General features: G+C 62.2%; 18 protein-coding genes, 1 tRNA gene and 1 pseudogene. 12 read left to right on the top strand and 8 right to left on the bottom strand.

The features are described 5' to 3' along the window. Positions 1-15: 15 nt before the first annotated feature. Positions 16-1,530 (bottom strand): ATP-binding protein, encoded by a 1,515-nt coding sequence (locus BUE39_RS21155; RefSeq protein ID WP_073430722.1) that lies wholly within the window; start codon positions 1,528-1,530, stop codon positions 16-18. A gap of 356 nt (positions 1,531-1,886) precedes the next feature. Here BUE39_RS21155 and BUE39_RS21150 point away from each other — a divergent pair, with 356 nt between their 5' ends. The 8 genes and pseudogenes from BUE39_RS21150 to BUE39_RS21115 all read left to right on the top strand — a co-directional run bounded on the left by BUE39_RS21150 (position 1,887) and on the right by BUE39_RS21115 (position 11,339). Then, on the top strand, positions 1,887-2,609 hold the full coding sequence (locus tag BUE39_RS21150) for a hypothetical protein (protein WP_073430675.1): 723 nt from the start codon (positions 1,887-1,889) through the stop codon (positions 2,607-2,609). A 225-nt stretch (positions 2,610-2,834) separates the two neighbouring features. Next, on the top strand, positions 2,835-4,043 hold the full coding sequence (locus tag BUE39_RS21145) for an NAD(P)/FAD-dependent oxidoreductase (RefSeq protein ID WP_073430674.1): 1,209 nt from the start codon (positions 2,835-2,837) through the stop codon (positions 4,041-4,043). Positions 4,044-4,143: 100 nt separating this feature from the next. Further along, on the top strand, positions 4,144-5,601 hold the full coding sequence (locus BUE39_RS21140) for a mechanosensitive ion channel domain-containing protein (protein WP_073430673.1): 1,458 nt from the start codon (positions 4,144-4,146) through the stop codon (positions 5,599-5,601). Positions 5,602-5,854: 253 nt separating this feature from the next. Next, positions 5,855-6,841, top strand: a complete 987-nt coding sequence (locus BUE39_RS21135) for an alpha/beta fold hydrolase (protein ID WP_073430672.1) — start codon at positions 5,855-5,857, stop codon at positions 6,839-6,841. A gap of 18 nt (positions 6,842-6,859) precedes the next feature. Next, complete coding sequence (locus tag BUE39_RS21130) at positions 6,860-7,273, top strand: carboxymuconolactone decarboxylase family protein (protein ID WP_159442583.1); 414 nt, start codon at positions 6,860-6,862, stop codon at positions 7,271-7,273. 386 nt (positions 7,274-7,659) lie between these two features. Then, positions 7,660-7,863 (top strand): annotated as a pseudogene (locus BUE39_RS35565) (OsmC family protein); the annotation flags it as partial. Positions 7,864-8,033: 170 nt separating this feature from the next. Then, a complete protein-coding gene (locus tag BUE39_RS21120) occupies positions 8,034-8,444 on the top strand; it encodes a DUF3331 domain-containing protein (protein WP_073430670.1) in 411 nt (136 codons plus the stop codon). 681 nt (positions 8,445-9,125) lie between these two features. Next, positions 9,126-11,339: a beta-glucosidase family protein gene (locus tag BUE39_RS21115; RefSeq protein WP_073430669.1), complete on the top strand. Its 2,214-nt coding sequence runs from the start codon at positions 9,126-9,128 to the stop codon at positions 11,337-11,339. A gap of 630 nt (positions 11,340-11,969) precedes the next feature. Here the strand turns inward: BUE39_RS21115 and BUE39_RS34910 are convergent. The 7 genes from BUE39_RS34910 to fdnG all read right to left on the bottom strand — a co-directional run bounded on the left by BUE39_RS34910 (position 11,970) and on the right by fdnG (position 21,364). Continuing rightward, positions 11,970-12,065 (bottom strand) — tRNA-Sec (locus tag BUE39_RS34910). A 148-nt stretch (positions 12,066-12,213) separates the two neighbouring features. Continuing rightward, positions 12,214-14,124, bottom strand: coding sequence for a selenocysteine-specific translation elongation factor (selB, locus tag BUE39_RS21105; protein WP_073430668.1), 1,911 nt, complete (start codon positions 14,122-14,124; stop codon positions 12,214-12,216). Beyond that, positions 14,121-15,551 carry an L-seryl-tRNA(Sec) selenium transferase gene (gene selA, locus BUE39_RS21100; RefSeq protein ID WP_073430667.1) on the bottom strand — a complete coding sequence of 477 codons (1,431 nt, stop codon included), beginning with the start codon at positions 15,549-15,551 and terminating at the stop codon, positions 14,121-14,123. Before selA ends, selB begins: the two co-directional genes overlap by 4 nt. Positions 15,552-15,583: 32 nt before the next feature. Continuing rightward, positions 15,584-16,579 (bottom strand): formate dehydrogenase accessory protein FdhE, encoded by a 996-nt coding sequence (gene fdhE / locus BUE39_RS21095; RefSeq protein ID WP_073430720.1) that lies wholly within the window; start codon positions 16,577-16,579, stop codon positions 15,584-15,586. 131 nt (positions 16,580-16,710) lie between these two features. Next, positions 16,711-17,367: a formate dehydrogenase subunit gamma gene (locus BUE39_RS21090; RefSeq protein WP_073430666.1), complete on the bottom strand. Its 657-nt coding sequence runs from the start codon at positions 17,365-17,367 to the stop codon at positions 16,711-16,713. Then, the gene (gene fdxH / locus BUE39_RS21085) at positions 17,354-18,286 is read right to left on the bottom strand and encodes a formate dehydrogenase subunit beta (protein WP_073430665.1); all 933 of its coding nucleotides are present in this window, start codon (positions 18,284-18,286) and stop codon (positions 17,354-17,356) included. Before fdxH ends, BUE39_RS21090 begins: the two co-directional genes overlap by 14 nt. Before the next feature lie 9 nt (positions 18,287-18,295). Next, complete coding sequence (fdnG, locus tag BUE39_RS21080) at positions 18,296-21,364, bottom strand: formate dehydrogenase-N subunit alpha (protein ID WP_083081618.1); 3,069 nt, start codon at positions 21,362-21,364, stop codon at positions 18,296-18,298. 193 nt (positions 21,365-21,557) lie between these two features. On the opposite strand from fdnG, the gene BUE39_RS21070 reads away from it, so the two are divergent. From BUE39_RS21070 to BUE39_RS21055, 4 genes are all read left to right on the top strand, one after another. Beyond that, entirely contained in the window at positions 21,558-21,884 is a 327-nt protein-coding gene (locus tag BUE39_RS21070) for a beta-xylosidase (protein ID WP_073430662.1), read from the top strand. A 138-nt stretch (positions 21,885-22,022) separates the two neighbouring features. Then, positions 22,023-23,111: a selenide, water dikinase SelD gene (selD, locus tag BUE39_RS21065; protein ID WP_073430661.1), complete on the top strand. Its 1,089-nt coding sequence runs from the start codon at positions 22,023-22,025 to the stop codon at positions 23,109-23,111. A 167-nt stretch (positions 23,112-23,278) separates the two neighbouring features. Further along, the gene (mnmH, locus tag BUE39_RS21060; RefSeq protein ID WP_073430660.1) at positions 23,279-24,346 is read left to right on the top strand and encodes a tRNA 2-selenouridine(34) synthase MnmH; all 1,068 of its coding nucleotides are present in this window, start codon (positions 23,279-23,281) and stop codon (positions 24,344-24,346) included. Positions 24,347-24,372: 26 nt separating this feature from the next. After that, positions 24,373-25,428: a permease gene (locus tag BUE39_RS21055; protein WP_073430659.1), complete on the top strand. Its 1,056-nt coding sequence runs from the start codon at positions 24,373-24,375 to the stop codon at positions 25,426-25,428. Positions 25,429-25,444 lie beyond the last annotated feature (16 nt).

Genomic DNA, 25,444 nt, shown 5'->3' with positions numbered 1-25,444 from the left:
CGGCGCAGCCGAATTTCAGATGAAAATCCCTTGCAGGCCGTTCAGTTGGACGACGCTCCGCTTATCGAGCGTAGTTTGTTTGAGTTGTTCCCGTGCATAGATCCTTTCGGAAACCGGGAGCCGATAGCGAGGCAAGTCGTCGTCTCCAAGCTGGACCTGCAGCATGTGCTTTGCAACCAACCCTTCAATTACGGCGATCGCATTCGAAAGATCGCCCGTTCCGTTTGCCACCGCCGCAAGGACGGCCTCGAGCGTTGCGGGCTGTTCAAACGACGACAGGCGACGGAAAGCGGACCTCTCCTGCTCCGACAGCAGCGCGTAACTCCATCCAATGGATGCCTCGAGACTCCGATGCCTCGCAGGGGCGTTGCGGCATCCCTGCCATTGAAGGCGTGAGCGGGTTCCGAGCAGCGCCATGGTGCCGGCCAGTCCAAATGTCGCGACGCGCGCCGCGGCAAACTCGATCGCAAGCGCGACGCCTTCCAGTTCGCGGCAAATCTTCGCAATGGCTGCATAGCTCTTGCTTGTCTGCGGAAACCTGGCGCCCGCTTCCAGTGCGCGTTGAATGAATACCTGCACGGCTGGATAAGTATGCGCGTGTTCAATCGAAATCGCCTCCGGTCCTGGAGGGACGTCGAGCGCAGACAGGCGGCAGACGTATTCGTATCTGACACGTAGCGCCTCGCGGCTTGTCAGAACGAAATAGGTCGCGGATGAGACCGCGAGGATCTGCGTTGTAAGCGACGTCACCTCGTCGATGACATGCTCGCAGTTATCCAGGATGATCAGCGCGCGCCTGGCCGAAAGATAATTCGTGATGCACGTGACGGGCATGTCGTGAAAATCGCCCAACCCGAGCAGACGAGCCAGCGTAAGCGCTACCGTGTCGCCATCAGCAACTTCGCCGAGGTCGGCGAGGTGAATCTCCGAAGGAAACACGCCGGACAGTCTCTTCGCGAGAGCAATGGCCACTGTTGTCTTGCCGATGCCTCCGGGTCCTACGATAGACATAAGCCGATGTCTGCCCAAGTCGGACGCAAGAGTCCGCAAGACCTCGTCGCGACCTTGCGGGCAGGCCGCTCCCGTTGCGAAGCAGCCAGAATGTGCTAAAGCAGACGGTTTAGCACATTGGAAACTGGATTCGACAACCACGCGTTCACGGGTAAGCTGTCCAACGAAACAGTAGCCGATACCCGGGACGTTTTTCACGTAGCGCACACCGCCCTCTCCGTCACCTAGTGCTTTGCGCAGTCCCGCAATGTTGACGCGCAGGTTGCTTTCGTCCACGACGATATTCCTCCACGCGCGCGACATCAACATGCGCCGGTCCACGACCTGTCCGGCGTGCTGGATAAGCGCGATAAGAATATCCAGTGCGCGGCTGCCTAGTGGCACGAATGAACCTGATCGTTCGAGGCGTCTCTCTTCAGGAAAAAGTGTGAACGGACCAAACGATACCGCTTCGCGGCACGCGTGCCGGTCGGTATTTGCCATCACGCCGGAGCGCAAGACATTTTCCTCAGCATTCATCTTCACAGCAGACTCCGAATTCCCGGATTCAGGTGCGTATTGGAATAGACCGATTGCCTCGATCTCTCCACGGCGAAACATTACGTCACGAGCAATCGTAGTTGCGTCACCCCGAACATGGAAGACTCCAACGGGATATCACGGTGTTGCTGCCAGGACAACATCAAGACCATCGAGTCATTGGCGTACAAACCGGTTCACCCCACCTCTTCTGCAGGAGCGGTCGATTGGGCATAGAGTGCCAGCGAGACCTGGTCTCGAACCAGGTCCGCACCGCCGGGTGTGGTCTGTTGATGAGGCGAGAAGAGTTGATGCGGAAAAAAGCGATAAACAACCTCCAACTGTGAGACATTTCCATGACAAAGATATCGGTTCCCATTGTCTGCCTAGAATGCAACCCGGACGGAGGTTCCGTAGGGAATTCCGTTCTTTCTTCTGTTTTGCTGGATCTTCGACCCGACGGCGACGGAAGGTATATGTCGGAATGCTCGCGCGGCCATCAGCGAATCGTGGCGTTGCGCCAGCAGAAGTTCGAGATTCTTTTCGAACTTGCCGCTTGCGCGATACGGGACGGACACTATCGACACTCGGTCTCGTCCTGCACCGCCAGTCTCGAAGACTTTCACGAATTTTTTCTGCGCGCGATGGCGTACCAGAACGGAATAAAGAAAGAGCGTTTCGATGCCGCCTGGAAGCTGTTGGGGATCAATCCACGAAATCGCCACGAAGCCTACTTACTGAACTACCGGAACTTCTGCGCCCGACCTCCCGTTCTCCTCACCCCCGATCAGAACGACTGGAAAGACTCGGTGATGCAAAAAGGAAAAATACCGAGGCGCGAAGAATGTGTGACCTTTGGCCAAGCCGTATTGCACGTATTGCAGACGGCGGTCGAAGACGCGAGGAATGCCTTTCCCGATGGAGTAAAGCAGGCAATGGAGGAACAGGTGACTGCGGCTCAACAATACGCTTGCACATCAGAAGGGCCATGGAGCATTCGCACAATCGTGAATCTTGCCTTCGAAGGTGACAAACATTCCTGGCCGACGCTCGAAGATGCGCTCGCCAGGATTGTTTGACGACGTTTAAGCCCGTCGATTGTTGTCGCCGGGACAACACAATGATCTCCTTTGAGTGCCTACTGCCATTCGCAGACGAAGTCTACGATTTGTCGTGAGGCGGGCGGCAGATGGGTCGGCCGCCGCGATCGTCAGCGATCGTCGCGCAGTGCAACAGGGCTCGGTTTGTCGTGGGTTCCGGCGCACATCGTCAACTGGGTAATTTGAAAACTTAAGGCAAGAATCATGTCGCAGAAGATCTTGATTGTGGGTGCCGGCTTTGCCGGAGTGTGGGGCGCACTCGGGGCGGCTCGCGTGCGCGACCGCGCCGGCGCAACGGCTAGCGACATCGACATTACGCTTATCTCACCGAAACCCGAGTTGCAGATCCGGCCACGGATGTACGAAAGCGAGCCGCATTTGATGTTCGCGCCGCTTTTGCCCCTGCTTGACGCCGTCGGTGTGAACTACGTCGAGGGGAGTGTCGACGAAATCGCTGTTCGCGACAAGACCGTGCGTGTGACGGCCGCGAGCGGCGAAACCCGCTCGCTCGGTTACGACCGGTTGCTCTTGACGAGCGGCAGCAAGCTGAGCCGGCCGCCGATTCCAGGGCTCGCCGAGTATGCGTTCTCGGTCGATTGCATGGAGGACGCATCGGCACTTGAAGAGCATCTCAGGAAGCTCGCGAAGCTTCCCGATTCAAGCGCCCGAAATACCGTTGCCGTGGTGGGATGTGGCTTTACCGGCATCGAGATCGCAACCGAATTGCCTAAACGGATGCGCGCGCTATTCGGCCCCGATGCGGCGATCAAAGTGGTCGTCGTAGGGTCGCAGGCTGAGATCGGTCCCGATCTCGGGCCTAATCCGCGGCCTTTCGTCGCCGAGGCATTCGATTCGCTCGGCATCGAAGCGGTATTGGGATCCGGTGTCGTATCGGTCGACGCGAGTGGAGTCCGAACTGCTTCAGGTGCGCATATCGAAGCGCACACGGTGGTATGGGCGGGCGGGATGCGAGCGAGTACGCTTGCAGCACAGGTTTCGTCGCGTCTGGACCCGCTTGGCCGTGTCGAAATCGCCCCCGATCTGCGTGTGGAAGAGGCGCCCGGCGTGTTTGTGGCAGGCGATGTGGCGCGAGTGCGCAGCGACGATGAAGGGCACTACGCGTTGATGTCTTGTCAGCACGCAATGGTGATGGGGAAATTCGGCGGCCACAACGTGGCCGCCGACCTGATCGGCGCATCGACGCTGGCGTATAGCCAGCCGTTTTATGCCACCTGTCTGGATCTCGGCGAATGGGGAGCGGTCTATTCGGAAGGCTGGGATCGCCAGATAAAGCTGACGCACGCGGAAGGAAAAGCGCGCAAGCAGATGATCAATACGCAGTGGATCTATCCACCGGCGCCGAATCGCGCCGATGCATTGGCGGCAGGCGACCCGCTGGCGTCATTTGGCTAGTGTGTCAGCCAGCCTCGGGCATCGCGGTTAGCCGTTCACAATGGCTCCGGCGGGAGCGGCATGAGTACCCGCCAGGCGCGTTCTTCCCCTCGGAGCCTCCGTGAGCGATTCCCTGGTGTTCGGTTATGCCGTCGTCCTGATCGACGTGGCGCTGTGGCGTTTCAAAGTGCCGAAGCAAGACGTTTCACGTCTCTTGCTCCGGCTCACGATTTTCGCCGTGTTCACGGGGAGCATTTTCACCGCGGGCCTCAGCCCCTTCAGACAGGCCACGCATTTTGAAGCGTCGCTGTTTCACGAAGCGGCGCAGGCACTGAAGATATTCTGGTGGCTGACAGGTGCCCGCCTGCTCACTCTTGCTCTCGACACACTTCTCCTGCCACAGACGTGGCGCAAGCAAAGACTCTTTCAGGACGTGTTCGGTGCTGTAGTGTTTCTTGCCGCGGCGGTAGCCGCGACCGGGTTTGTTCTGGAAATACCCGTTCGCGGCCTGATCGCGACGTCGGGGACATTGGCCGTTATTCTCGGTTTAGCTATTCAAAGCACTTTGCACGATGTCTTTGCAGGGATCGTGCTGAATTCCACAGAGCCGTACCGCGTGGGTGACTGGATCTCGATTGATGGCGCGGAAGGCAAGGTGATCGAGATGAATTGGAGAGCAACGCATCTGCTCAATTCGCACGGCAATGTGACTATCATTCCCAATGCTGCGGCGGCAAAGGCAAATATCACCAATACCAACCGGCCGCACGCTTTGCATGGCGTGACTGTCTCTCTGGAAATCTCGCCGGACGAGCGGCCCGCAACGGTGATTGCCGCGCTTGAATGCGCGCTGGCTGGAGCTCGTTCGATCCTGACGGCGCCGGCTCCCTTCGTGCAGGCAAGAAAATCCACCCTGCATTCCATCCAGTACGAAGCGACGGCCTTCGTCGACGACACGGCAAAAAAAACGCCATTGACAAACGAGCTGTACGACCTCTGTTATCGACACCTTATCGCCGCGGGGGTCGATCTCCAACCACGAGGCGTGCCATCGGTCACGGCCATCGTGGCAAAAGCAGAGGAGCGCCTGCTTAGACGCATCGAACTATTCGCCGCCATCGGCGACGAGGAGTTGAAGTTGCTGTCCAGTTGCATGGTGCGGCATGAATACGACGCCGGGCAGGTGATTTTCACGCCGGAAGTGGTGCCCGACAGTCTCGCAATCGTCGGCTCGGGCGTGCTCAGTGTTTCAACGGAGCAACCTGCCGGGGCGGTCGAAGTGGTGCGTCTCGGGCCCGGCGATACGATGGGGGAGACCGGGCTACTCGCGGGTTTGCCGGTTCAGGTGAAGATCGTGACGCTCACGAGGAGCGTCATTTACAGATTGAACAAGGACGATGTAACACCTCTATTGAGGGATAGCCAGGAGGTGACTCATCGAATGTGCCGGCTACTTTCACAACGGCAAGACATGTTGCATAAAATGGCGATGAAAAACGCCGCGCCTGGAGCCGATGAGCACGCTAGCTTCCACTGGCTTCTGGACAAGATTCATCAGTTGCATGCGCTGAAGTTCTGATCTTGCGGTTACGGATTGGTTACTCCTCATATGCTCCCGTTCACCCTCTGCCTTTGCCAAACATAATTAGCTAGCGTAGATGTTAAGCGCCGTTAAATAACCGCGATCTTCTAATAGAGTGAACGTAGAGCAATCAACGGCGTTTTGCATCGCTTAACTAGGCCAATGACTGCTTCGTGGTTATTGTGATGACTCGACCGGTAAGCAAGCCAATTCCCCCATCTCCCGGTCGAATAATTCCTGGACTTGAGCCATGACTAAAAACCTGGGACATGTTTCCCCCGATGCAAAACGCCGAAACCTGCTGATTGGCGGGATCGCCGCAACGTTGACGACAACTGTGGCATCGGCTGCCAGCAAGCAGTCAGGACCCGGCACGACCGGGCAGATGTCGTCCGCAGGTCATACCGGTGACGTTATCCGTACCCGAGACGGAGTGAGCCTGTACTTCAAGGATTGGGGCGCGAAAGACGGTCCCGTCGTAACGCTGAGCCATGGTTGGCCGCTCAGCTCGGATAGCTGGGAAAACCAGGCTTTCTTTCTGGCATCCCACGGGTTTCGAGTCATTACACATGATCGCCGCGGGCACGGTCGCTCGAGCCAACCGTGGGACGGCAACGACATGGACCACTACGCGGACGATCTCGCGACAGTCATCCAGACGCTCGGTCTGCGCGATGTTGCCGTTATCGGGTTTTCGACCGGAGGGGGCGAAGTCGCGCGTTACGTGGGCCGGCACGGTACGTCCCGCGTATCGAAGATCGGGCTGATTTCAGCCGTGCCGCCGTTGATGGTAAAAACGCCAGGCAATCCATCTGGGGTACCTATTGAATCGTTCGATAGCGTTCGGGCTGCAATAATCGCCAATCGCTCCCAATTGTTCAAGGACATCCCCGCAGGCCCGTTCTACGGCTTTAACCGACCGGGCGCCAAGGTGTCGCAAGGTCTGATCGACGCATGGTGGCGCCAGGGAATGACCGGTGGTTTAAAGAACGTCTACGAATCGGTCAAAGCCTATTCCGAAACGGATTTCACGGCGGATCTGTTGAAGTTCGACAGACCGACACTGATCATTCACGGCGACGACGACCAGGTCGTTCCCGTGGATATTGGCGCCCGTTCGAGTAAGAAACTCGTCCCTCACGCGATCCTGAAGATTTATCCCGGCGCGCCGCATGGATTGACGGATACCCACAAGGATCAGCTTAATGAGGATCTTTTGTCTTTCCTGCGCAGCTAGCTTGCGAAGAGCGTGATCGTGACGCCCCCTATTCAGAGTGGCCCGCTCGACGCGGGCCTGATCGCGCTTCTCGATCTGCGCGCATCGCAAATCAACGGCTGTCTGTTGTGCGTTCAGTATGGCCTTCGCTTGGCGCTTCATGCTGCCGTGCCCACATCGAAGATTGAGCATATCGGAAGCTGGCGGTGCGCCGATGTTTTCTGTAGTGCGGAGAAGGCCGCGTTGGCCTGGATGGAACACCTTTCGGGTGTCAGTGAACAATCGGCGTCCGATGAAATCTGGGCGCGTATGCGGAAGTACTTCAACGAGACGCAAATTTCAGAGCTGTTCAAGTACTGGAGCAGCAGCGCATTGTGGTCGACCGACGAGGTCATCCGTTGTTGCACTGCCGGCAAGACGGTCAACCCGGCTGTCGATTGGCACGCCCAATAGGCCCCGCCCGCTCTGGGGCTCACAAGGCAACGTGTTTTCCCATGAACTCATCGCGCAAGATGGCGCGCTGGTCGTATTCCTGAGTGTGCCTGGCGCGTCGCTCGTTCTACCTGTGCCGCTATGCCCACGTGTTCATCGACTACATGGCTGAACGAACGCGCGCGCTCGACCTGCAATGCCTGACCACCATGACGTCGGCGCCGGCGCTCTGATTGGTGCTTTGGAAGCAACACGGTGCGTCGCCGCGCAAGCCTTCCCGACGGGCCGCCGCGCACCTACGATGCACCCATGCGTTGACGGCGCATCGAGGCCGGCCCGGCGCACTATCCGCGGAGAACAATCACGACGATCATTGCTATCGAAGGTGGCCATCGTACTCGACGACCGTGACCGCCACGGGCGGCGATGCAGGCCATGGTCCAGCATCAGGCGTAGTCCGATCGGACGACGGCCAATTCGATCTCGACCTGCGCTTGCCTGCACCGCTCGGCGGTCCGTGCGGCGGGACGAATCCCGAGCAGTTGTTTGCTGCCGCCTATGCCGCCCGCTTTCACAGTGCCTTGAGCCTGCTCGCCGCAAAGGCGGAGATAGCGTGCCAAAGCTGTAAGCCGGCATGCGCATTTCATGCGAACGATCGAGCCGTTAGCGACGGCAACTTGACCCGGTAATGTTCGTGTGAGCCCCGCAGCCATGAGACTTTAAACCCAGAGGCGCTGCACTTTGCATGCGATCGCCGCTGGAAGTCGCAGGAGAACCGGAGATGTGTGGACTCGACCCATGGTCGCAGATTATCGGACGGCTGAACGCGCATTGGCATGAGACTGCATCGGCGGTTTACCAGGCTTCGCGGCGCCGCGAGCGACCCAGCCGCACGGTGGTTGCGCATGCGGCGCTTAGGGACTCTACGATTCGAAGCATCGAATGGCAAACCGACACGACCGTGCTCGTTTCCTGGAGCGACGCTACGCGCGGCAGCTATCTTGATCAGACCTGGCGCGCCGGCTATGCCCGCGTCAGGGGTGTTTGCGCGCTCAGCGGCATGTCGGTCAAACGGGGCGACGTGGTGTTCCGGCCGTTCCACCGCGGCGCCGCAGCGCCGTCGAACGCGTTCGACATGATCCTTGCTTCTGTGCTGACAAGATATTCAGAGGGCCAGCTCGTGCCGGCCTGATGTGTGGCGAAGATCGTTTGCACTCCACCCGCGATACGGCGCCATCTGGCCGAACCGCCGATGGCACGCGGGCCGTCCTTGCAGGCATCCACTTCGCACATTGGCCAAGCACCGCTTGTAGAAAGATGGATTCGCGCGGCGATACCGTGACTCATCCGACTCCGGCGATGCTCGCGGCCGTGTCGGTCGCAGAAGTCTACCCATAGAGCTAACGCTTCTACGTTTCGAGCCGCCCCGCTTGGGCGTGTTCGAGTTCGAGCTGCTGACGCGAACCCACTCGAACTTGTCTACCGGTTTCTGGAGCGCATCTTGGTCGAGCCGGCAGGAAGCACGCAATCGCCGCTTCAAACAATGCCAACAGGATAATCAGCACTCGTCGTGCTCAATGCATTGGAGCTTGCGCATTCATTGCGTTTAATCGCCAATCGTTTTAACGGATAGCCTTCATTCGGCATAAAAACGCGTCGTATCGGTAAAAGTACTGATGCTGTAGTCAGACTACATTCTTAAATTGTTGAGTACGGAGAGTCGCTACAGTCCATCCGATGGTCCCGATTCCGTCCGGGCAGGCAAACGTTTGCGCAGCTACCCTGCGTCGCCAGCCTTCGTGTCCGGCGTGAACCTGCCGGACTCGCTCCGCTTCCGCATTCCAACAAAAGCAGAATCCCCGGAGAGACAGATATGCAGAAGAAACTATGGCTGGCGGCCGCTTTAGCGGCGGCCGTGTGCGCCGCTGCGCGTGCGGATGTACCCGACTTTCCACTCGATTTCCTACCCACTTCAATTGCGATGAACGCGTTCGGATCGGCGGCCGCGCATCGGCGCGCCGATACCCTCGTCAGCAGGATGACGCTCGACGAAAAGCTCCAGTTCATTCATTCGAAATACGCAATGTCGGCCGTGCCGGGAGGTGGCGCGGGCTACATTCAGGGCGTACCGCGTCTCGGCATTCCTGATCTGAACATGGTCGACTCCGCGACAGGCTCCGGCAGCACATCGCAGGCCAGCACGACCTTCCCGGCAACGATCGCGCTTGCGGCAAGCTGGGATCGCCGCCTGTCTTCCGATTTCGGCAAACAGGTGGCGATACAACTGCGCGCCCAGGGCTTCGGGATGGGACTCGGTGGCGGAACCAATCTCGCGCGCGAGCCGCGCGGCGGCCGGCTGTTCGAGTATCTCGGCGAAGATCCGCTGCTCGCCGGGGAGATGCTCGCCGAGCGCACCGACGGCACGCAGCGCCAGAAGGTCATCGCCACGATCAAGCACTACGCCGGCAACGAGCAGGAACATAACCGGGGGGGCGGCAACAGCCAGATCGACGAGCGCACACTGCGCGAGCTGTATCTGTTGCCGTTTGAAATCGCCGCAAGGCGCGCACAGCCGGGCAGCGTGATGTGCAGCTACAACCGGCTCAATGGCGACTATGCGTGCGAGAACGCGCATCTGCTCAACGACGTGCTCAAGAACGAATGGCGCTTTGAAGGGCAGGTGCAATCGGATTGGGGGGCGACGCACAGCACGGCGAAAGCGATCAACGCCGGTCTCGACGAGGAAGAGGATGTCGGCTCGACCGTTTATCTGACGCCGGACGCGGTTCGGCAGGCGATTGCGAACGGCTCGGTTTCGACCGCGCGACTCGATGACATGGTGCGACGCAAGCTGTACGTGATGATCCGCACGGGCGTGATGGACGATCCTCCAAAGGGGGGCGCCGCCATCGACTTCGCTGGCGCGAAAGCATTCGTGCAGGCGGTTGCTGAGCAGTCGATGGTGCTGCTCAAGAACGACAACAACCAGTTGCCGCTCTCCGCAGCCTCGCTCTCACGGATCGCGGTGATTGGGGGACACGCTGATGCAGCCGTGCTGACCGGCGGCGGGTCAGGCAATACACGTGATCCGGTCACCGGGGCATTCGCGGGTTGCGGCGGCTTGACGTTCGGCACATCGACCGGGTGCAGTTGGTGGACCAATCCGTGGCTGAAGTTGAACACGCCCATTGTTGCAGCGATTCGCGCGCTCGCGCCGTCGGCGCAGGTGAGCTTTGCCGGCAACAGCGATCAGCAGACGCCGTTTCGCGCGTACACGCAACAGGAGATCGATCAGGCGGCGGCGCTCGCAGCCCGCTCGGATGTCGCAATTGTCGTCGTCGCGCAGCCGGCGGGTGAAGATTTTGGCGATTTGCAAAGCCTGAGCCTTGCGAATCCGTCGAACCAGGATGCACTCGTCGACGCGGTCGCGCACGCCAATCCCCGCACGATCGTCGTCGTGGAAAGCGGTAACCCGGTGCTGATGCCGTGGAAGCATCGCGTGGCGGCAATCGTGGAGGCCTGGTATCCGGGTGAAGGCGGCGGCAATGCGATCGCGAACGTGCTGTTCGGCAAGGTCAATCCTTCCGGCAAGCTGCCCGTCACCTTCCCGGTGCGTGATCAGGATACGCCGACGTGGGGGCAAAGCGGCGCGTTCGAGCCGGATCCCGTCTACGCAGAGAAGCTGAACATGGGCTACCGCTGGTACGACGCGAAAAACATCACGCCGATGTTCGAGTTCGGATACGGGCTGTCGTACACGCATTTCTCGTATTCGGGGCTTTCGGTCAAACATCGCCCTGACGGCGCGATCGACGTGTCGTTTACGGTGCGCAACGATGGCCGTATGGCGGGCGCGGAAGTGCCGCAGGTGTATCTCGGCGTGCCCTACCGCGACGAGCCGCCGCGACGTCTGGTCGGCTGGGAGAAGATCGGCCTGAATCCCGGCGAGGCACGCCACGTTCGCATCACGGTCACGCCGCGGATGCAGAGCGTGTGGGACACGTCGCGCAATGGCTGGCGATATGTGCCTGGCGGGACGGTGTATGTCGGAGCGTCGTCGCGTGACATCCGGTTGCAAGGGAGCTGAACCTCGTACTCCCGTCACGCACCCGGGCGCGGGATGTTCTGCGCCCGGCGCATCGGGTTGAACCGCTTGCCGACAGGATATGGCGAGCGGCGAGCGCCGCGGGCCATCGACGATTTGGCTCACACTGCCAAACGACCGTTCATGGCCGGAGCGTGCCCCAGGTCGTTGTCACGACCTTGACGAGCGCACTCTGCTGACGGCGCTTGCGAGGTATTGCCGGGGGTTCTAGTTAACCCCGCCGTAAACGGGATCATCTCTTGCTGCGCAGTTCGTGCAAGGGAGATGATCATGCTCAGACTTTTCGGCATCCTGGCGATGGTGGCGGCCGTCTCGGGATGTGTTGCTGCCCCGCCGTACGGTTACAGCGATCCTGCGTATGGGCCTGGCTACTACCCGCCGGGCCCCAGCATAGGCGTGGGCGTGGGAGGCGGCAGCCTCGGCGGTGGGGTAGGCGTCGGCGTAGGTGTGGGGTTCTGAGCAACTGCGCGCGCGGCCGGCCCGGTTGCCCGGACCGCTTCCATTTTCCGCGCAACCGCGGACGGCCGCCGTAGCACGCCAATGGCGCATAGCCGACATATTGCGACGATGTGGCGCTTCCGGGAAAGTGTGGAAATGCCCGGGAAATTTGACTGGCGGAAGGCAGCCGGAGTCGAACCGACCTGAGAGCGGCTGACGCCCTCAACTGGGTTTGAAGCCCAGCCGCACCACCGGATACGAATGCCTTCCTACGGTGATTGAACTGCCATGACAATGCCTGGCTACTAGCAGCGACATCGACGCCGACTGGCATCGTCACAGCCGCGCAAATTATATTCGCTTCGAACCACTCCGTGCTCGCTCGCGCGCACCACCTGACCGTCTCACGGACAGGCGTTCAGCCAACCAGCCAACGGCTATCGGTGCGCATCAAATGCAGCCCACGGTGAAAGCGCGTATACCCAACGCGGTCGAAGAACTCCAGTAGTTGGATCGCACGTTTCCGGCCAAGACCGGTCACGTCGCGAAAAGGCCCGGCGGCAACCGTACCCGCGTTTTTCCGCGCTTCGTCCGCCGCGATCGAAGCCAGTTCACGAATCACGTCAGCGTGATAAAAGAGATCGCGCACGACCTGAAAAAGCTCGCCCCGCCGCGCAAGCTTGCGCATCAACTGACGCATGCGGTCCTCCGTGACCCCATGTGCGCTCGCCAGATCGCGCACCCACGGCGGATCGAAGCGCCCTGCTTTCACCGCCGGCAGCACCGCCGCCGCGAGCGCGCGATCGGCGTCGTCGAGCGTCACCGCGTGATCCGGCAGATGCAGCCACGGCCCCTGCTTCACGACCTCGCCGCGCGCCGCCGCGTCGTCCACCAGCGCGCGCCACAACGCGTCGCTCGCGAGCGGCGCAGCGATGCGCCGCAGACGCGACACGTCCGGGCCCAGTTCATCCGGCGAGCGCTCGTGGTACTGCGCGAGCGTGGCAATCAGCCGCGACGCCAACGCCCGCCACGCCGCATCGGCGACCAGCAAGGCGTCATGGCCGGGCAATTCCACCGCGTGCGTATCCGGCGGCAATTCAAGCGCGGCCGCCGGCATGCCGGTCAGCCGTTCCAGCAACGAGCGCGACAATCCATGCGGCGCCCTCGCGAGCAGCGCATCCAGCGTACCCGTGTCGAGCATGCCTTGAATCGCGTCCAGCCATGCCAGCCGCTCCGCCGAGCGACGCTTGCGGGAAGGCGCAAACGGATCGAGCACGTGTCCGCCGCCGACCGTGCGATTCGCCTGCGCGTTACGCACGACAAAACGGTCGCCGGGAAGCGCGCACACCGGCCGCTCGAACACCAGTTGCACGCGCGCGCGCTGACCGGCTGCTAGCGTGTCGCCGTCGAGCAGCGCGACATGCGCAACCTGATGCTGGGTGCCGAGATGCACGTGCAGCGGCGCCCAATGTTCCAGCGTGAGCGGTGCATCGGCGAGCAGCGTCAGCATGACGTCGAGACGTTCCGACGCTTGCGACAAGCGCGGATCGACGACCCAGTCGCCGCGATCGATCGCGCTTTTCTCGATGCCCGCGAGATTCAGCGCGCAGCGCTCCCCTGCGCGTCCGCTCGTAGCGGGCCGGTTCTGCGCATGAATGCCGCGCACGCGCACGGGTTGGTTCTTCGGCGCGAGCAGCATCGTATCGCCGACATCCACCCTGCCGGACACCACCGTTCCCGTCACGATCGTGCCTTGCCCCGCCAGCGTGAAAACCCGGTCGACCGCAAGACGGAACAGGCCGTCGTCGCGCTTCATACGCCACGCTGCCGCCGCTGCATGCAGATGCGCTTTCAATGCGGCCACGCCGGGATCGTCGGCACAGGTCGCGCAGGTATCGAACACGGGTGCGTCCTGCAATACGCCGCCGTTCAGAAACGCCGCCACCTCGGCGCGCGCTTCCCGCAGACGTTGCGCATCCACGCGGTCTATCTTCGTCAACGCGACGGCGCCCCGCTCGATGCCGAGCAGTTCAACAATCGCCAGATGCTCGCGCGTTTGCGGCATCACGCCGTCGTCGGCGGCGATCACGAGCAGCGCGAAATCGATGCCGCTCGCGCCCGCCGTCATGGTGTGGACCAGCTTTTCGTGTCCCGGCACGTCGATCATGCCGAGCACGTCGCCGTTCTCGAGCGGTACGTATGCGTAGCCCAACTCGATCGAAATGCCGCGCGCCTTTTCTTCCTTGAGACGATCGGTATCGACGCCCGACAGCGCTCTCACGAGACTCGTCTTGCCGTGATCGATGTGCCCCGCCGTGCCGACGATCATGCGTGCGTGCCCTTCAGTTGCTCGACCAACTGTGCTTCGTCGGCGGCTTCGAGACAACGCAGGTCGAGGCGCAACGCATCGTCCGCGATACGGCCGATCACCGGCCGCGCCATCTCGCGCAACAGCTTTTCGAGCGCGATCAACTGACGGCCGCCGCGCTTGCCGTCAGCCGTTCTGATCACGAGGCCGTAGCTCGGCAACACATCCACGGGCAATGCGCCGCTGCCGATCTGGCTGAACATCGGCTCCGTCGCCACGGCGTAGCGTTCGCCGATCGCGCGCTGCAGGAACGGCTGCACGCGCTCGGCGGCCAAGCGGATTTCGTCGGCGGGACGCGTGAGCAAGCGCAGCGTGGTCAGCCGCTCGACCAGTTTTTCCGGCGCGCGGTAAAGCTGCAACACGGGTTCGAGCGCCCCGAGCGTCAGCTTGCCGACGCGCAGCGCACGCTTGAGCGGATGCTTCTTGATTCTGGCGATCAGATTGCGCCGGCCGACGATCAATCCGGCCTGCGGACCGCCAAGCAACTTGTCGCCGCTGAATGTGACGAGATCGGCGCCGGCTTCCACGGTTTCACGCACCGTCGCTTCGTGCGGCAGCCCCCACTGGCTCAGATCGACCAGCGTGCCGCTGCCGAGATCGACGGCAACCGGCAGGCCATGCGAATGCGCGAGCGGCGCGATGGCGCCGACCCCGACCTCCTTGGTGAAGCCGTGGATCGCGTAGTTGCTCGTGTGCACCTTCATCAGCAGCGCGGTTTGCGGGCCGATGGCTTCCGCATAGTCTTTCAGATGCGTGCGATTCGTGGTGCCGACCTCGCGCAGCTTCGCGCCCGCGCGGCTCATGATGTCGGGAATGCGAAACGCGCCGCCGATTTCGACCAGTTCGCCGCGCGACACGATGACGTCTTTCCTCGCAGCCAGCGCGGACAGCGTGAGCAGCACCGCGGCGGCATTGTTATTGACCACCGTGGCCGCTTCCGCGCCGGTCAGTTCGCAGATCAGTTCGTCGATCAAATCGTCTCGGTCGCCACGCTTGCCCGTGCCAAGATCGAATTCCAGGTTGGCGGGCTGCGTGAGCGCCTTCACAACGGCTTGCACCGCTTCGTCCGGCAACAACGCGCGGCCGAGATTCGTATGCAGCACCGTGCCGGTCAGATTGAAGACGCTGCGCAAGCGGGACTGGTTGCGCCGGCGCAGCGTGGCTTCCACCGATGCCTGAAGTTGCGCGGCGTCGAGCGCGCTCACGGACGCGCTGCCCGATTGCGCGCTCACGCGCCACTGATCGAGCGCCTCGCGCAGCGCGGTCAACACCTGGGTGCGGCCGAATTCGTTCAGGAGCGCGGCGAATTCCGCCGACGCCATGACCTTTTCCACCGACGGCACGCGCGCCATCAGCGCCCGCAATTCAGAGCCGCTTACATCGCTCACGAGGCAATCCCTTCCAGTCGTTTCAGTCGCTTTTAAGCGGATTCGCCGGAAGGCTCAGCCGAGGCGTCGGCCTGCTCCGGCCACAGCCACGGATGCGGCGACGCACGCCGGTATCCCTCCGCCCCCATCAGCAGGTCCAGCGTGAGGCTGGCGAGATCGTCCGCGAACGGATCGAAATCGTAGTCTTTCGACTGAATGCCGATCTTCCGATAAGTATGGCATTCGTCGCACGACTCCGCCTTTAACGCCGCGTTCCGCGATTCGGCTTCCCGCGTGGCGTCGTCGACGTCCGGCGAGCCGACCGCGTGATAGGCGATGCCCTTGGTCGAATCGCAGTTCGAGCATTTCGAGCGCACCATGTGCCACTCGGTCGCGCACAAGCCGCATTGCAGGTAGCGGTAATTGTCATACACACCGCCCACGCGCACCGTGCTCGCCACCGGGTGAGAGCCGCATACGGGGCATAGGCCGAGCGTTTCGAGGTACGGCACCTCGCGCTTGTCGATATCGGCGGCGAGATCGGTCCACACCACTTGCAGCGCGGCCACGATGAACGGCGCGCTCGCCGGGTCCACCTCGCCGAAGCGCTGCGCGAAGATCGCGTCGGCCTGCGATTCGAGCGCGGCGGTGTCGAGCGTGCGCAACCGGCCGATGAGCGCTTCGAGCGGCGGCGTGAGCGGCCCCGCGGCTTCGACCTTGTCGAGCAACTGACGCAAGACATCGCGCCACGCCGGATCGCGCGCGCCCGACAGCGCGGGAATCAGCGGCATGGAATGCTGTTGCGCGCTCGCGATCAATTCGGGGCTGGGCGGCTTCGCCTTGAAGCCCGCCATCACCGCTTGCTGCGCGTCGGCCAGCACGGCCATCAGGCGCAAATAGCCGGCGATCGGATTGTCGAGCGCCGCCAACTGACGCAGCCGCGCGGCACGCGGCGCGAACACCGCGAGCCGTTCAGGCGTGCGGATGCGGGGAATCGCCGAGTGATCGAGCGACTCGATATCGCCGGCTTCAAGAATGCGTTGAACCAAGGTATCGACCTCTGACAATTGCGCTGCCATTGCGCTAAAACTGAAGAGCCGCCGCGGTTCCATGAACAAGAGCGGCGGCTCGGGTGCGGTGCGCTAAAAGCCGTACCGCTTGTTTGCTTCTTATTTGCCTCTCACTTGCCGATGGTTTCCTTGAACCAGTTCGGATGATGCTTTCTCGCCCAGCCGTAAGTCACCGTGCCGCGCGTCATCGCGCCGATCGATCCCTTGACCCACAGCGCCGCATAGATATGCACGATGATGCCGACGATCAGCACGAACGCCGTTACCGCATGCACGACCGCCGCAAGCCGGATGATCTCGATCGGGAAATAGAACGAGAAATAACGCCGCCAGATCACGATGCCGCTGAGCAGCAACAGCACGAGGCAAATCACCATCGTGAAAAATAGCAGCTTTTGACCGGCGTTGTACTTTCCGATCGGCGGCAGTTTGTCCTCGCGATTGTTGAGCACGTCGTCGAACTGCCTCATCCACTGCATGTCGGCCTTGTCGAGATAATTGTGATGCCAGAAGCGCAACGCAAGAATCAGGAACGAGACGAACATCACGCAGCCGATGAACGGATGCAGAATCCGCGTCCACTGCCCGCCGCCTAAAAGCGCATAGAGCCACGCCATGGCGGGATGAAACATGGCGAGACCGGAGAGCGCCAGCAGGACGAACGTAATGGCGGTGATCCAGTGATTCGTGCGCTCGTTCGGCGTGTAGCGCACGATCAGGCCGTTGCCCTTCACGTCTCTCAGCGTGGTGTGTTCAGGGTGTTTCATCGGATGCCTCCCGCGAACGGCGTACTTCGTCGACTTCACGCTGGGCTTCGAGTTCTTCCGCCTCCGTCACCTCGTTGGGGCCAACGCGTGTGTAATGGAAGAAACCCGCCACCGCCGCGAACGCGATACCGGCCAGCGCCAGCGGCTTCGAGAGGCCCTTCCACAGAGAAACCATCGCGCTGATCTTCGGATCCTGCGGCAAGCCGTGGTACAGATTGGCCTTGTCGGCGTGATGCAGCACGTACATCACATGCGTGCCGCCCACGCCGGCGGGATCGTACAAGCCGGCGTTCTGAAAACCGCGCTCCTTCAGATCCACGACCCGCTCCGCCGCCTGCTGCTTCATGTCCTCCTTGGTGCCGAACATGATCGCGCCGGTCGGGCAGGTCTTGACGCAAGCGGGTTCCTGACCGACGGCCACACGGTCCGAGCACAGCGTGCACTTGTACGCGCGGTTGTCCTTCTTCGAAATGCGCGGCACGTTGAACGGGCAACCGGTCACGCAATAGCCGCAGCCGATGCAGTTTTCCTCGTGAAAATCCACGATACCGTTCGTGTACTGCACGATCGCGCCCGGCGCCGGGCAGGCCTTCAGACAGCCGGGGTCCTCGCAGTGCATGCAGCCGTCCTTGCGGATCAGCCATTCGAGATCGCCTTCGGTGTTCTCGTACTCCGAGAAGCGCATGACGGTCCATGAATGCTCGGTCAGATCGCGCGGGTTGTCGTAGACGCCGGTGGTGTCGCCGACCTCGTCGCGCAAGTCGTTCCATTCCATGCAGGCCGTCTGACACGCCTTGCAGCCGATGCACTTGGAGACGTCGATGAGCTTGGCGACCGTTCCCGTGGCCGGCTCGCGAATCTGCGGCTCCGGCAGCGTGGTGGCGGAGAGGCGTTTGATATCGAGTGATTGCAGTGCCATCTCAGCTCCTTATGCCTTTTCGACCTTGACGAGGAACGACTTGAATTCCGGTGTTTGCGAATTCCCGTCGCCCACGGAAGGCGTCAGCGTATTGATGAGATAACCCGGCTTCGTGAGCCCCTTGAAGCCCCAATGCAACGGCAACCCGACTGTCTGCACCTTTTTCCCCTCGATCATCAGCGGTTTGATCCGCTTGGTGACGAGCGCCACCGCAACGATATGACCACGATTGGACGACACCTTGACGCGATCGCCCGCGACCACGCCCACTTCCTTCGCCAGATCCTCGCCGATCTCCACGAACTGTTGCGGCTGCACGATCGCGTTCAGGCGCGCGTGCTTGGTCCAGTAGTGGAAGTGTTCGGTCAGACGATAGGTGGTCGCCGTATGCGGAAACTTGTCGTGCGTGCCGAACGCGGCGCGGTCGTCCGGGAACACGCGCGCCGCCGGATTGCTGACGACCGCCTTGTTGTTCGGATGCAGCGGGTTGTAGCCGATCGGCGTTTCAAACGGTTCGTAATGCTCGGGGAACGGTCCTTCCACCAGACCGTCGCGCGAGAAGAAGCGCGCGACGCCCTCCGGATTCATGATGAACGGATTCATGCCGTTTTCGGGCGGTTCGTCCGCCTTGAAGTCGGGAATGTCCGCGCCGCTCCATGTCTTGCCGTTCCACGCGATCAGCTTGCGCGTGGGGTCGAACGGCTTGCCGCTGACGTCGCATGAAGCACGGTTGTACAGAATCCGCCGGTTCGCGGGCCACGCCCACGCCCAGTTCAGCGTATTGCCGATGCCGGTCGGGTCGGCGTTGTCGCGGCGGCCCATCTGGTTGCCGGCCTGGGTCCACGAGCCGCAAAAAATCCAGCAACCGCTCGCGGTGCTGCCGTCGTCGCGCAGTTGCGCGAAGCTGGCCAGTTGCTCGCCCTTCTTCGCGAGCACCTTGGTTTTGTCGGTGGGATCGGTGACGTCGGCGAGCGCCTTTCCGTTGAACTCCATCGCGAGTTCTTCAGGCGTGGGGCTTTCCGGGTCGGCGTACGGCCAGCTCATGTTGAGAATCGGATCGGGATACTTGCCGCCGTTCTCCTTGTAGGCCTTGCGGATGCGCAGCCACAGCCCCGACATGATCTCGAGATCGCTCTTCGCTTCACCGGGGCCGTTCGCGCCCTGCCAGTGCCACTGCAGGACCCGGCTCGAACTGACCAGCGAGCCGCGTTCTTCCGCGAAACAGGTGGTCGGCAGACGGAACACCTCGGTCTGGATCGCCGACGCATCGACGTCGTTGAATTCGCCGTGGTTTTTCCAGAACTCGGAGGTCTCGGTGGCGAGCGGGTCCATGATGACGAGCCACTTCAGCTTGGCGAGACTCGCGCCGATCTTCGCCTTGTTCGGCGCCGCGGCAAGCGGGTTGAAGCCCTGCGCGATGTAGCCGGTCATCTTGCCCTGATTCATCAGTTCGAAGACCTGCAGCATGTCGTACGGCTTGTCGAGCTTCGGCAGATAGTCGAAGCCGAAGTTGTTCCCGGCGTTCGCGTTATCGCCCCACCACGACTTCATGAAGCTGACGTGGAAAGCGCGGTAATTGCGCCAGTAGCTGAGTTGATTGGGCCGCAGCGGCTGGGTGGCGCGCTTCGTGATGTACGCCTCGTAGTCCTGCTCGGCCTCCATGGGCAGCGTCATGTAGCCGGGCAGCAGATTCGACATCAGGCCGAGGTCCGTCAAGCCCTGAATGTTCGAGTGGCCGCGCAACGCGTTCATGCCGCCGCCGGCAACGCCGATGTTGCCCAGCAGCAGTTGCACCATCGCGCCGGTGCGGATCATTTGCGAGCCGACCGAGTGATGGGTCCAGCCGAGCGCGTACAGGATCGTGCCGGCGCGCCCCGGCACCGCCGTCGACGCGAGCATCTCGCACACCTTGAGGAATTTCTCTTTCGGCGTGCCGCAAATCTTCTCGACCTGCTCGGGCGTGTAGCGCGAGTAGTGCTGCTTCATGAGCTGATAGACGCAGCGCGGGTCCTGCAGCGTCGGGTCCACTTTCGCGAAACCGTCGTCGCCGCGTTCGTAGTCCCACGTGCTCTTGTCGTAGCTGCGCTTGTCGGCGTTGTAACCGGAATACAGACCGTCGGTAAATGAAAAATCCTCACGGACGATGAACGGCATGTCCGTGTAATTCTTCACATATTCGTGCTGGATCTTGTCGTTGGTGAGCAAATAGTTGATCACCCCGCCGAGGAACACGATGTCCGAGCCGGTTCGAATCTGCGCGTAATAGTCCGCGACCGAAGCCGTGCGCGTGAAGCGCGGATCGACCACGATCAACCTTGCCTTGCGATGCGCCTTGGCTTCCGTGACCCATTTGAAGCCGCACGGGTGCGCCTCGGCCGCATTGCCGCCCATCACGAGAATCACATCCGCGTTCTTGATGTCGACCCAATGGTTCGTCATCGCTCCACGGCCAAACGTCGGGGCAAGACCTGCCACCGTCGGGCCATGTCAGACACGCGCCTGATTGTCGAACGCGAGCATGCCAAGACTGCGGACAGTCTTGTGCGTCAGATAACCCACTTCATTGCTGCCGGCCGAGGCCGCCAGCATGCCGGTGGTCAGCCAGCGGTTGACCTTCTTGCCGTCCGGCGTGGCCTCGACGAAATTGGCGTCGCGGTCTTCCTTCATCAGCTTGGCGATGCGGTCGAGCGCATCTTCCCAGGAAATCCGCGTCCATTCATTCGATCCGGCCGCGCGATGCTCGGGGTGCTTCAGACGGCTCGGACTATGAATGAAGTCGATCAGGCTCGCGCCCTTCGGGCACAACGTGCCGCGATTCACTGGATGATCGGGATCGCCTTCGATATGGATGATGCTGGACTTGGCGTTCTTGGCGTTGTCGCCGAGTCCGTACATCAGGATGCCGCAGCCTACGGAGCAGTACGGGCAGGTATTGCGGGTTTCAGTGGTACGCGACAACTTGTACTGACGGACTTCCGCTAGCGCGGGAGCCGGGGAGAAGCCCATGAGGGCGAGACTCGATCCGGCAAGCGTGGTGGCGGAGACCTTCAGAAATTGTCGCCGGGACATATGCGGCATTTAATGGCCTCGGCTCTTGTGGGGTACTGATATTGATTATAGAGGTCAGTATCAAGTCCTGCAGCGAGACTGTACCCCCTCGCCCGCGCGGGCAAATATGAAACACCGCAGCCGGTGAGCGGGAAGCGGGCATCGTTCCTGCTGCATTTGTTCTGCGTGAATCCCGCTCACTCCCTGATCATTAGGCTGACTTATGACTCCCCGACTTCTTGCCCATTCGCGTCCATCCAGATTCATCGTCTCGCTCGCTTTCGGCAGCGGGGTGCTGGTTGCGAGCCCATGCGGCTTCGCGCAGACCACCCAGGGCAGCGGCTCGGAGCAACAGGAAAATCGCGCCTCCGCGATGGGTTCGGCGCCCGATCCGGCGGCCTCCGCTGTGCATGAGTCGCACAAGCCGCAAACCAGGGACGGCGGCTCGGCCACTTCGCGTGGCAAAAGCGTTAGCAAAGGTCACACAGCGCAGGGAAACGGTGGCTTCGACAACGGGCTGTACGGCACGGGAGCCGGCAGTAACAAATAAGCGCCGGTCATAAGACGTGACCGGCCGTGGCCCTCGCTGGGCTCGACGCCTTGGCGCCGGGTTGCGCCGGCCGGTCGCTGCGCCGCGCCCGAACAACCCGCATAATGCGGTCATTCGAAGCCTCAGATCCGCACCACGATGACCGATACCCACGCCACCACGAGCCAAACCACAAGCGAAACCCCAACCGCGTCGCCCCGCCTCACCAGCCTGTCGCATGGCGGCGGCTGCGGCTGCAAGATCGCGCCCGGCGTGCTCGCCGACCTGCTCAAACGCAGCGCGCCGCTGCCGTTCTTTCCCGACTTGCTGGTCGGCAACGATACCGCCGACGACGCCGCCGTCTACAAACTGAACGACGCGCAGGCGATCGTCGCCACCACCGACTTCTTCATGCCGATCGTCGACGACCCGTTCGACTTCGGCCGCATCGCCGCGACCAATGCGCTGTCCGACGTCTATGCGATGGGCGGCAAACCGATCATGGCGCTGGCGATCGTCGGCATGCCGATCAACGTGCTGCCGCACGACGTGATCGCAGCCGTGCTCAAAGGCGGCGAATCCGTCTGCGCCGAAGCCGGCATTCCGCTCGCGGGCGGCCATTCGATCGATTCCGTGGAGCCCATTTACGGCCTGGTCGCGATCGGCGTGGTCGATCCGAAGCGCGTGAAGCGCAATGCGGGCGCGCAGGCCGGCGACGTGCTGATTCTCGGCAAGCCGCTGGGCGTCGGCATTCTCTCGGCGGCGCTGAAGAAAAACCGCCTCGACGCCGCCGGCTACGCCGCGATGATCGGCGCGACCACCAAGCTCAACCGCCCCGGCGCGGAACTGGCCAGGCTGGACGGCGTGCACGCGCTGACCGACATCACCGGTTTCGGCCTGCTGGGCCACACGCTGGAATTGGCGCGCGGCTCGAATCTGACCGCCCGCGTGCGCTATGCGGACCTGCCGTGGCTGCCGGATGTGATCGGGCTGGCGGAAGCCGGTATTTTCACCGGCGCGTCCGGGCGCAACTGGGACGCTTACGGCAAGGACGTCGTGCTGCCGTCCTCCTTGCCGTCGACCGCGCGCACGCTGCTCACCGACCCGCAAACCTCGGGCGGTCTGCTGGTGTCGTGCGCGCCCGAGGCCGTCGACGAAGTGCTCGCCCTATTCCACGCCGACGGTTTCGGCGAGGCGCGCGTGATCGGCGAGATGGTGAGCGGCGAAAGACGCGTCGAAGTCGTCTGACGCTTCGGCGGATCGAGGCACGAGCGAGGGGGCAAGCGAGGGCGCGGCAGAGACGACACCAGGTGGAGCCGGAAGCTCGAAAGCGGCGCTGGGAGCCTCGGCGGCCGGCGTTTGCGGCGCATGCGATAATTTCACTCTTCCCCGCCGGTCCGTTTTGTCCGTAACCCTTGAAAAATCTACTCGTCAGACTCGATCAAGCCGCTGATTTCGACGAAATCATCGACGTACGCACGCCCCTCGAGTTTGCCGAGGACCACATTCCGGGCGCGCTGAACGCCCCCGTGCTCAGCAACGAGGAGCGGGTGCTGGTCGGCACGACGTACAAGCAGGTATCGCCGTTCGAGGGCACCCGCATCGGCGCGGCGCTGGTCGCGCGCAACATCGCGCACCATCTGGAAACGACTTTCGCCGACCGGCCGCGCAACTGGCGTCCGCTGATTTATTGCTGGCGCGGCGGCAAGCGTTCAGGCTCGGTTACGACGCTCTTCAATATGATCGGCTGGCAGGCGCGGCAGCTCGAAGGCGGCTACAAAAGCTATCGGCACACAACGCTCGAAACGCTCGGTTCCTTGCCGAAGCAGTTCGACTACATCGCGCTGGTGGGCCCGACCGGCAGCGGCAAGACGCGCCTGCTCGCGGCCTTGAGCGAGGCGGGCGCGCAGACGCTCGACCTCGAGGCGCTGGCCTCGCACCGCGGCTCGCTGCTCGGCGCCTGGGCCGGCGTGCCGCAGCCGTCGCAAAAGCGTTTCGACACGCTGCTGGTTTGCGCGCTGCGCGCGCTCGATCGCGCGCGGCCGGTGTTCGTGGAAGCGGAAAGCCGGCGCATCGGCTCGGTCTCGCTGCCGCTTTCGCTGCTCGAAACGTTCCATCGCGGCGCCTGCGTCGAGGTGCAGTCGAGCCGCGAGGATCGCGCGGCGTTTCTGCTGCACGACTATGCGCATCTGTTCGACGATCCGGCTTCGCTCAAGGGGCAACTGGAGCGAATGATCGGTTTGCATAGCCGCGAACGTGTCACCGGCTGGCAACGGCTCGTCGACGAAAACCGGCGCGCGGAACTCGCGAACGAACTGATCGAGCGGCACTACGATCCGGCGTATGCGCGCAGCAGCCATCAACATTTCGTCCAGTTGCCTCACGCATTGCAACTGCATTTCCGGCCCAACGACGCGGATGTCGTCGACCAGGCGAAAACCCTGCTGGCGCAGCTCGACAAGCGCGCGCTCGCTGTCATCTGACCAAAAAGAAACGTTTAAAAACCATCATGCAATCAACCCTCAGGCAACCCTGTGTCGCCCTTGGCTGGATCGTGTTTCTGCTGATCGCCGTCGTCGGCCTCTTCTACGTGAAGTGGTTTCCCTACTACAACCGCGCCTTCGTCGCCGCGAGCCAGCATTCCATCGGCAAGTCGATCCTGATGGGCACCTCGGCGAGCGCGCCGGCGCCGTCATGGCAAGCGGCGATCGATTACGCGCTCGCCTACGGCAAGGCGATCTGGCAGGCCATGGTGCTCGGCCTGCTGCTCGGCTCGGCGGTGCAGGCGCTGATTCCGCCGCAGTGGGTCGCGCGTGCGCTCGGCCGAACCGATTTCAGCAGCGTGGTGAAGGGCGGCCTGATGTCGCTGCCCGGCATGATGTGCACCTGCTGCGCGGCGCCGGTCGTGGCCGGCTTGCGCGCCCGCCAGGCCGCGCCGGGCGCGGCGATCGCGTTCTGGCTCGGCAATACCGCGCTCAATCCGGCCACGCTGATCTTCATGGGCTTCGTGCTCGGCTGGCAATGGATGGGCCTGCGGCTCGCGTTGGGGATCGTGATGGTGTTCGGCCTCGGCTATCTGGTGAACCGGATGGTCACGCCGAGGGAAGCCGAAGCCTCGCGCGAGGCCATGGCGCAACTGGTCGCCGCCGACGTGCCGGGCACCGCGTTCGCACGCTGGGTAAAAATTCTCGGCACGATGACGCTGCGCCTGATTCCCGAATACATCGTGCTGGTGCTGGCGCTCGGCGCCGCGCGCGCATGGCTGTTTCCGCACATTGGGCCGGGCATCGACAACAGCCTGCTGTGGATCATCGCGCTATCGATCGCGGGAACCTTGTTCGTCATTCCCACCGCGGGCGAAGTGCCGATCATTCAGGCGATGCTTGCCTTCGGCATGGCGGCCGGTCCGGCCGGCGCCCTGCTGATGACGCTGCCGCTGATCAGCGTGCCGTCGATGGCGATGCTCGGGCGTTCGTTCCCCCGGCGCGTGCTGACGATGGTGGCGCTGGCGGTGGTGGCTTGCGGCGTGGTGAGCGGGTTGCTGGCCGCAGCCTTGGGGTTCTGAGTTTTTGGAGTTTGAA

This window comes from Paraburkholderia terricola, from assembly GCF_900142195.1.
Lineage (GTDB): Bacteria > Pseudomonadota > Gammaproteobacteria > Burkholderiales > Burkholderiaceae > Paraburkholderia > Paraburkholderia terricola.
The sequence above is the reverse complement of the archived record's forward strand: the minus strand, read 5'-3'. Positions and strand labels throughout refer to the sequence as shown.